At 60.4% G+C, this 9,167-nt stretch carries 8 protein-coding genes; 3 read left to right on the forward strand and 5 right to left on the reverse strand.

Features of this window, described 5'->3' with window-relative positions; all coding sequences use genetic code 11:
- The first annotated feature begins 64 nt into the window (after positions 1–64).
- Both ACIQV9_RS13530 and ACIQV9_RS13535 read left to right on the forward strand, forming a co-directional pair.
- Positions 65–1,285 (forward strand): putative DNA modification/repair radical SAM protein, encoded by a 1,221-nt coding sequence (locus ACIQV9_RS13530; protein ID WP_403101965.1) that lies wholly within the window; start codon positions 65–67, stop codon positions 1,283–1,285.
- Positions 1,282–2,118, forward strand: coding sequence for a TIGR03915 family putative DNA repair protein (locus ACIQV9_RS13535; RefSeq protein ID WP_403101968.1), 837 nt, complete (start codon positions 1,282–1,284; stop codon positions 2,116–2,118). The genes ACIQV9_RS13530 and ACIQV9_RS13535 overlap by 4 nt, the downstream gene beginning before the upstream one ends.
- Before the next feature lie 53 nt (positions 2,119–2,171).
- On the opposite strand, the gene ACIQV9_RS13540 is transcribed toward ACIQV9_RS13535, so the two are convergent.
- The 5 genes from ACIQV9_RS13540 to ACIQV9_RS13560 form a co-directional block, all read right to left on the reverse strand.
- The gene (locus tag ACIQV9_RS13540; protein ID WP_403101971.1) at positions 2,172–3,191 is read right to left on the reverse strand and encodes a branched-chain amino acid aminotransferase; all 1,020 of its coding nucleotides are present in this window, start codon (positions 3,189–3,191) and stop codon (positions 2,172–2,174) included.
- 234 nt (positions 3,192–3,425) lie between these two features.
- On the reverse strand, positions 3,426–4,808 hold the full coding sequence (lpdA, locus tag ACIQV9_RS13545) for a dihydrolipoyl dehydrogenase (RefSeq protein ID WP_403101973.1): 1,383 nt from the start codon (positions 4,806–4,808) through the stop codon (positions 3,426–3,428).
- A gap of 3 nt (positions 4,809–4,811) precedes the next feature.
- Positions 4,812–6,083: a dihydrolipoamide acetyltransferase family protein gene (locus ACIQV9_RS13550; protein ID WP_403101976.1), complete on the reverse strand. Its 1,272-nt coding sequence runs from the start codon at positions 6,081–6,083 to the stop codon at positions 4,812–4,814.
- A complete protein-coding gene (locus tag ACIQV9_RS13555; protein ID WP_109630216.1) occupies positions 6,084–7,142 on the reverse strand; it encodes an alpha-ketoacid dehydrogenase subunit beta in 1,059 nt (352 codons plus the stop codon).
- Between the two features lies 1 nt (position 7,143).
- Positions 7,144–8,379, reverse strand: coding sequence for a 3-methyl-2-oxobutanoate dehydrogenase (2-methylpropanoyl-transferring) subunit alpha (locus tag ACIQV9_RS13560; RefSeq protein WP_403101980.1), 1,236 nt, complete (start codon positions 8,377–8,379; stop codon positions 7,144–7,146).
- 185 nt (positions 8,380–8,564) lie between these two features.
- Between ACIQV9_RS13560 and bkdR the strand changes: the two genes are divergently transcribed.
- A complete protein-coding gene (bkdR, locus tag ACIQV9_RS13565; RefSeq protein ID WP_025111414.1) occupies positions 8,565–9,053 on the forward strand; it encodes a Bkd operon transcriptional regulator BkdR in 489 nt (162 codons plus the stop codon).
- The last annotated feature ends 114 nt before the right edge of the window (positions 9,054–9,167 follow it).

The raw sequence follows: 9,167 nt of genomic DNA on the forward strand, positions 1-9,167 counted from the left end.
TTGATGACTTGTGCCTTGAAGGTCGACCCTATACTGTATATCCACACAGTAAAAGGCGTGACCCATGGAACTCATCGACAAGCTCAGCATTCTCGCCGACGCCGCCAAGTACGACGCGTCTTGCGCCAGCAGCGGCGCGCCGAAGCGTAGCTCCGAGGGCAAGAGCGGCCTGGGGTCGACCGACGGCATGGGCATCTGCCACAGCTATACGCCGGATGGGCGCTGCGTGTCGTTGCTGAAGGTTCTGCTGACCAACTTCTGTCTCTACGACTGCCAATATTGCGTCAATCGACGTTCCAGCGACGTGCCCCGCGCACGCTTTACGCCGGAAGAAGTGGTGACGCTGACCCTGGATTTCTACCGACGCAACTGCGTCAGCGGGCTATTCCTCAGTTCCGGGATCATTCGCTCGGCGGACTACACCATGGAGCAGCTGATCCGCGTGGCGAAGCTGCTGCGCGAAGACCACGAGTTCCGCGGTTACATCCACCTCAAGACCATTCCCGAAGCCGATCCGGCGCTGATCGAGGAGGCGGGGCGCTACGCCGATCGCTTGAGCGTGAACATTGAACTGCCCACCGACGCCAGCCTGCAAACCCTGGCCCCGGAGAAGCAATTGGGCTCGATCAAGCAAGCGATGCAGACCATCTACACCGGTGTCCAAACCGTGCTCAACGAACCTCGCGCACCGAAATTTGCCCCGGCCGGGCAGAGCACGCAGATGATCGTCGGTGCCGATGACACCGACGACAGCACCATTCTCCACAGCGCCCAGGCGCTGTACGGCAACTTCAGTTTGCGGCGGGTCTATTACTCGGCGTTCAGCCCGATCCCCAACAGCCCGAAAAGCGTGCCGCTGGCCGCGCCGCCACTGATGCGCGAGCACCGCTTGTATCAGGCTGATTTCCTGTTGCGCAGTTATGGCTTCACCGCTGGCGAGTTGTTCAAAGGGCCGGGCCACCTGGCGCTCGACATAGACCCGAAACTGGCATGGGCACTGGAGAACCGCGAGGTCTTCCCGCTCGACCTCAATCGCGCCGAAGCGTCGTTGATTGCGCGCATTCCAGGTATCGGCCTGCGTACCACCGAGCGGCTGGTGGAATTGCGCCGTCAGCGCCGCATCCGCTACGAAGACCTGGCCCGAATGCGCTGCGTGCTGGCCAAAGCCAAGCCATTCTTCATCACCTGCGATTACCACCCGCAGCAGGCGGAGGTCACCAGCCACTTGCTGTATCAGCAATTGCGCGACCGGCCGCAGCCGCAACAAATGGGGTTATGGGGATGATCAGTCTGGATTGCGATGACCTGTTCGACATTTGGCGCCAGCAGGCACGCTGGCTGCTAAGTCATGAGGTGGACCCGAGCCGGGTGAGTTGGGCCAGTGAAGGTGTGTCCGATCTGTTTGCCAGCGACGATGCGCCACCCCAAACCCAAGGCCCGTTTCACGCACGAATACCGCGAACGCTTCTGGACACCCTTGAACGCGCGGCCCGATATCGGGGGGATCAACGCTGGAGTCTGCTGTATGAAGTGCTGTGGCGGGTCAGTCATGGTGACCGCACCGCGATGCTCGCCGGGGACAAGCAAGGCAGTGAATTTCATAGAAGAATCAGGCAGGTACAGCGTGAAGCTCATCACTTACATGCATTTGTACGTTTTGTGGCGATGCCTGAAGGTGAAGGTCCGCAATACGTTGCCTGGCATGAACCGGCCCACGACATCCTGCACAGCGCCAGTGAGCATTTTATCGGGCGCATGGGCCGCCATCGCTGGTTGATTGCGACGCCCAGGGACGGGGTCTATTACGACGGCGAGCAGTTGATCCATCAACGCCAATGCCCGGTTGAATGGCAGCAACTGGCACAAAACGTCGATGACCCGCACAGCGACATGTGGTTGACCTACTACAGCCACATCTTCAATCCGGCGCGCCTGAACCCGAAAGTCATGCAAGGTCACTTGCCGGCACGGTTTTGGAAGAACCTGCCTGAAGGCGCGTTGATTCCGGGGCTGATCACCCAAGCACGCACAGGTAAGCAGCAGGACGGCCAGGCGAGCGGAATCAAGGGCAGGGGAGGCAAACGTATTGCGCGAGGAGAAACCGAACGTCGTTCATAAAAAAGCCCCCCATCGCCAATGCGGTGGAGGGCTTCGATGCAGCCGGGGTCAGATCAAACCTTGACGATCCAACCCGCTGGCGCTTCGACGTCACCGGTTTGAACACCGGTCAGCTCTTTGTAGAGCTTCTGGGTGACCGGGCCGACTTCGGTTTCGCTGTGGAACACGTGCAGATGGTCGTTGTAGCTGATGCCGCCGATCGGGGTGATCACCGCAGCGGTACCGCAAGCGCCGGCTTCCTTGAAGTCGGACAGCTTGTCGATGAACACGTCACCTTCAACCACTTCCAGGCCCAGACGCGATTTGGCCAGCTCGATCAACGACAGACGAGTGATGCCCGGCAGGACCGACGGCGAGTTCGGCGTGACGAACTTGTTGTCGTGGGTGATCCCGAAGAAGTTGGCCGAGCCGACTTCCTCGATTTTGGTGTGGGTCATCGGGTCCAGGTAGATGCAGTCGGCGAAGTGGGCTTTCTTGGCCTGGGAACCTGGCATCAGGCTGGCCGCGTAGTTGCCACCGACCTTGGCTGCACCGGTGCCTTGTGGGGCGGCGCGGTCGTAGCTGGAGATCAGGAAGTTGTGCGGGGTCAGGCCACCTTTGAAGTAAGCGCCGACCGGAATGCAGAAAATCGAGAAGATGAACTCGGGTGCGGTGCGCACGCCGATGTTGTCACCCACGCCGATCACGAACGGACGCAGGTACAGCGCGCCGCCAGTGCCGTAAGGCGGGATGAAACGCTCGTTGGCACGAACCACTTCCTTGCAGGCTTCGACGAACTGCTCGGTGGACACCTGTGGCATCAGCAAGCGGGCGCAGCTGCGTTGCATACGTGCGGCGTTCTGATCCGGGCGGAACAGGTTGATCGAACCGTCCTTGCAACGATAGGCCTTCAGGCCCTCGAAGCATTGCTGGCCATAGTGAAGGGCAGTGGAGCCTTCGCTGATGTGCAGCACGTTGTCTTCGGTCAGGGTGCCTTTGTCCCACTCGCCATTACGCCAGTGCGACAGATAGCGCTTGTCTGTCTTGATGTAGTCAAAACCCAACTTGTCCCAATTGATGCTTTCGTTACCCATGACACCCTCTATCACTTAACAACCGCCGAAACGGTTCAAGGCTTCTGACGTTTTTCTGGATGGGGACAACAATACTTCATTCCGGGCTCATTTCGCAGCCTGGAATTCGTTCCTTTGATCGTTCCCACGCTCTGCGTGGGAATGCAGCCCGGGACGCTCCGCGTCCCTAAAGCGGACGCGGAGCGTCCGGCGAGGCATTCCCACGCGGAGCATGGGAACGATCATCCGTAGGCTTTAGAGGTGCAGCGCGTGGCCTAGTGCGCGCAGCGCGGCTTCTTGCACCGCTTCGCCCAACGTCGGATGCGCATGGATGGTGCCGGCAATATCTTCCAGCCGCGCGCCCATTTCCAGGCTCTGGCCAAACGCGGTCGACAACTCTGAAACGCCCACACCCACCGCTTGCCAGCCGACAATCACATGATTGTCACGGCGTGCGACGACGCGCACGAAGCCGCTTTTCGATTCCAGCGTCATCGCCCGGCCATTGGCCGCGAACGGGAAGCTGGAAACGATGCAGTCCAGACCGGCAGCCTTAACCTCGTCCGGGGTCTTGCCGACGACCACCAGTTCCGGGTCGGTGAAGCACACGGCCGCGATGGCAGTCGGGTTGAACTCGCGGGATTTGCCGCTGATCAGCTCGGCCACCATCTCGCCCTGAGCCATGGCCCGGTGCGCGAGCATCGGTTCGCCGCTCAGGTCGCCGATGGCGTACACATTGCGCATGCTGGTCTGGCAGCGGCTGTCGATCTTGATCGCCGAGCCGTTCATGTCCAGATTCAACGCTTCAAGGTTCCAGCCCTGGGTGTTCGGCTTGCGACCGACGGCCACCAGCACCTGATCCGTTTCCAGGTTCAGGGTATCGCCACCCGGCTCCAGAACTTGCAGAGTATTACTAGCAGAATCAAAGCCTTGGACGCTGTGCTTCAAGTAAAGCTTTACACCGAGTTTTTTCAATTCGTCGTGCACAGGCTGGGTCAGTTCGGCGTCGTAGGCCGGCAGGATGCGCTCCTGTGCCTCGACCACGCTCACGTCAGCGCCGAGTTTGCGATAGGCAATCCCCAGCTCCAGGCCGATGTAACCGCCACCGACCACGACCAGGCGTTTCGGCACGGATGTCGGGGCCAGGGCTTCGGTGGAGGAGATGATCGGCCCGCCAATCGGCAGCATTGGCAGGTTCACGCTTTTCGAACCGGTGGCCAGCACCAGGTGCTCGCACTGGATCCGCGTGTCGCCCACGTCAACGGTTTTGCCGTCGATCACTTTCGCCCAGCCTTGAATGACCTGGACTTTGTTCTTTTTCAGCAGCGCCGCGACGCCGGTGGTCAGGCGATCGACGATGCCGTCTTTCCACTCGACGCTCTTGCCGATGTCGAGGGTTGGCGCGGAGACGCTGATGCCCAGCGCCGAGTGCTGGCAGTGGTGCTGCGTCTGGTGAAACTGTTCGGCGACGTGGATCAACGCCTTGGACGGAATGCAGCCGATGTTCAGGCACGTACCGCCCAGTGATTCGCCTTCTACCAGAACGGTCGAGATGCCCAGCTGGCCGGCACGGATCGCCGTTACATAACCGCCAGGACCGCCGCCGATGATCAGCAACGTGGTGTTCAAAGTTTGCATCTCTTACTCCACAAACAGGGTGGCGGGTTGTTCGAGCAGGCCACGAACGGCCTGGATGAATTGCGCCGCGTCCATGCCATCGACCACGCGGTGATCGAAGGAGCTGGAGAGGTTCATCATCTTGCGAATCACGATCTGGCCTTTGACCACCATCGGGCGTTCGACGATTTTGTTGACGCCGACGATCGCCACTTCCGGCAGGTTCAACACCGGCGTGCTTACAATGCCGCCCAACGCGCCAAGGCTGGTCAGGGTAATGCTCGAGCCGGACAGTTCATCACGGGCGGCCTTGCCATTCCGTGCGGCCGTGGCCAAACGGGAGATTTCAGCAGCGTTGTCCCACAAGCTGCGGGCTTCGGCGTGACGCACCACCGGCACCATCAAGCCGATGTCGGCTTGCGTGGCGATGCCAACGTGTACGGCGCCAAGGCGGGTGATGACCTGGGCTTCGTCGTCGTAACGGGCATTGATCTGCGGGAAGTCGCGCAGGGCGACAACCAGGGCGCGGACCAGGAACGGCAGCAACGTCAGCTTGCCACGGGTCGCACCGTGTTTTTCATTCAGGTGCGCGCGCAGTTCTTCCACGGCAGTCACGTCGATTTCTTCGACATAACTGAAGTGAGCGGCACGCTGAGTGGCGTCCTGCATGCGCTGGGCGATCTTGCGGCGCATGCCGATGACCTGGATTTGTTCTTCGTCGTTACGCTGAGCGTAAGCGGCGGCCACGGTCGATTGCGGCTGCTGACCCTGGGCCAGATAGGCGTCGAGGTCTTCGTGCAGAACGCGACCGGCAGGGCCGGTGCCACGGACCAGGCGCAACTGGATGCCGAGGTCCAGCGCATGTTTGCGCACGGCTGGGGAGGCCAGCGGACGTTCGTCGGCTTCGCGAGCGACCATCGGGCCTTGGCAAACGGCGGCTCGTGGCGCTGCAGCCGCGACCGGTTTGCTGGCCACCACGGTTTCAGCTTTAGGCGCTGCAACCGGGGCTTCTTTAACAGGTGCAGGCTGGGCCGACTCTTTAACGTTGCCCGCGCCTTCAACTTCAATGCTGATCAGAATGCTGCCAACCGCCATGACTTCGCCCGGCTGTCCGCCCAGCGCAATCACCTTGCCGTGCACCGGCGAAGGGATGTCGACCATCGCCTTGTCGGTCATGACATCGGCCAGCACCTGATCTTCGACAACCATGTCGCCAACCTTGACGTGCCACACCGACAGTTCAACTTCTGCAATGCCTTCGCCAATGTCCGGCATCTTAATAACGTGCGTGCCCATTCAGACCTCCATAACCCGTTTCAAAGCCGCGCCCACTCGGGACGGACCAGGGAAATACGCCCACTCTTGCGCGTGCGGGTAGGGAGTGTCCCAACCGGTGACGCGTTCGATCGGCGCTTCCAGGTGGTGGAAGCAGTGCTCTTGCACCAGGGCGACCAGTTCGGCGCCGAAGCCGCAAGTACGGGTCGCTTCGTGAACGATCACGCAACGGCCGGTTTTCTTCACCGACTTGACGATGGTGTCCAGGTCCAGCGGCCACAGGCTGCGCAGGTCGATGACTTCAGCGTCGATGCCGGTTTCTTCGGCAGCGACTTGCGAGACATAGACGGTGGTGCCGTAGGTCAGGATGGTCACTTCCTTGCCGGGACGGGCGATGGCGGCAACGTCCAGCGGCACGGTGTAGTAACCGTCGGGCACTTGGGCGGCCGGGTGTTTCGACCACGGGGTTACCGGGCGGTCGTGGTGGCCGTCGAACGGGCCGTTGTACAGACGTTTTGGCTCAAGGAAGATCACCGGGTCATCGTTTTCGATGGAGGCGATCAGCAGGCCTTTGGCGTCGTAAGGGTTGGACGGCATGACCGTGCGCAAACCGCAGACCTGGGTAAACATGGCTTCGATACTTTGGCTGTGAGTCTGGCCGCCGTAGATGCCGCCGCCGCAAGGCATGCGCAGGGTCATCGGTGCGGTGAACTCGCCGGCCGAGCGATAACGCAAGCGAGCGGCTTCGGAAATGATCTGGTCCGACGCCGGGTAAACGTAATCGGCGAACTGGATTTCGGCCACCGGACGCAGACCGTAGGCACCCATGCCCACGGCGACGCCGACGATGCCGCTTTCGGAGATCGGCGCATCGAACACCCGGGAGGTGCCGTACTTGTTCTGCAGGCCTTCGGTGCAGCGGAACACGCCGCCGAAGTAACCGACGTCCTGGCCGAACACCACGACGTTGTCGTCACGCTCAAGCATCACATCCATGGCCGAGCGCAGGGCCTGGATCATGGTCATGGTGGTCGTGGTCATGGCGGTTTCCAACTCGATATTGTTGTTGTGATCGTTCATGTCAGATCCCCAACTCTTGACGCTGGCGCTTCAAGTGCTCCGGCATCTCTTTATAGACGTCTTCGAACATGGTCGCGGCGCTTGGAATCTGGCCACCGGCGAGGGTGCCGTATTGCTCGGCTTCTTTCTGCGCGGCGATGACTTCGGCTTCCAGTTCGGCGCTGACGGCGACGTGTTCCTCTTCGGACCACTGACCGATCTTGATCAGGTGCTGCTTCAGGCGCGCAATCGGGTCGCCCAACGGGAAGTAGCTCCAGTCGTCGGCAGGACGGTATTTGGACGGATCATCGGAAGTGGAGTGAGGGCCGGCGCGGTAGGTGACCCATTCGATCATCGTCGGGCCGAGGTTGCGGCGCGCACGTTCGGCGGCCCAGGCAGAGGCGGCATAGACCGCGACGAAATCGTTGCCATCGACCCGCAGGGAGGCAATGCCGCAACCGACGCCACGACCGGCGAACGTCGTGGCTTCACCACCGGCAATCGCCTGGAACGTCGAGATCGCCCACTGATTGTTGACCACGTTGAGGATCACTGGCGCACGGTAAACGTGGGCGAAGGTGAGGGCGGTGTGGAAGTCGGATTCAGCGGTGGCGCCGTCGCCGATCCAGGCCGAGGCGATTTTGGTGTCGCCCTTGATCGCCGAGGCCATGCCCCAGCCCACACCTTGTACGAATTGGGTGGCGAGGTTGCCGGAAATGGTGAAGAAGCCATAGTCCTTGACCGAATACATGATCGGCAGTTGACGGCCCTTGAGCGGATCGCGCTCGTTGGACAGCAGTTGGCAGATCAGGTCTACCAGCGGGACATCGCGTGCCATCAGGATGCTTTGCTGGCGGTAGGTTGGGAAGCACATGTCATCAACGTTCAGGGCCAGGGCCTGGCCGCTGCCGATGGCTTCTTCGCCGAGGCTCTGCATGTAGAACGACATTTTCTTCTGACGCTGGGCGACTACCATGCGGTTGTCGTAGATCCGCGTCTTGAGCATGGCGCGCATGCCTTTACGCAGGATCTCGACCGGTACGCCTTCAGCCCATGGACCGAGGGCATTGCCCTGGTCATCGAGCACGCGAATCAGGCCCTTGGCCAGATCAGCGGTGTCGGCCGGTTCAACGTCGATTGGGGGTTTGCGCACCGTGCCGGCGTCGGTCAGACGCAGGTAGGAGAAGTCGGTTTTGCAGCCAGGACGGCCCGATGGTTCGGGAACGTGCAGTTGCAGCGGTTCGTACGCTTGGTTCATGGCTTCTACGCTCGATCTTGTGAATTTCTTGTAGTGAGCTGACCGTCATTCTTCGATAAAAGAAATCTTGTCCTACAACAATCATAGGCCCGGCGCAGAAGAATATTTATCTCTGTTTCGTTGCGCCGGAGATCATTTGAGGATAAAAAACCTGCATAAACATAAAAAACAGGTGGTTTTGTCTCATGCGCAAACTGGACCGTACCGATATCGGCATTTTGAACAGCCTTCAAGAGAACGCGCGCATCACCAACGCCGACCTCGCACGCTCGGTCAACCTGTCGCCGACGCCTTGCTTCAACCGGGTCAAGGCGATGGAAGAATTAGGGCTGATTCGTGAGCAGGTGACGCTGTTGGATGCCGACCTGCTGGGGCTGCACGTGAACGTGTTTATTCACGTCAGCCTGGAGAAGCAGGTAGAAGAAGCGCTTCAGCATTTCGAGGAAGCGATTTCGGATCGCCCGGAAGTGATGGAATGCTATTTGATGGCCGGTGACCCGGACTATCTGATCCGGGTGCTGGTGCCGACCATTCAGTCGCTGGAACGCTTCATGATGGACTTCCTGACCAAAGTGCCTGGTGTGGCCAACATCCGCTCGAGCTTTGCGCTCAAGCAAGTGCGCTACAAAACCGCACTGCCATTACCCGCCAACGGCTTGACCTTGGGGGCCTAGAGTGATCGTTCCCACGCTCTGGTGTGCACCCCAAAAGTTGGACGATTGTGGTTCTAGGCCTGAACGGATTGAGTCCTGTATTCCACAGGGCTCATTCCGTTCAGCCTCAGCTTG

This window comes from Pseudomonas sp. NPDC099000 (assembly GCF_044759925.1).
Lineage (GTDB): Bacteria > Pseudomonadota > Gammaproteobacteria > Pseudomonadales > Pseudomonadaceae > Aquipseudomonas.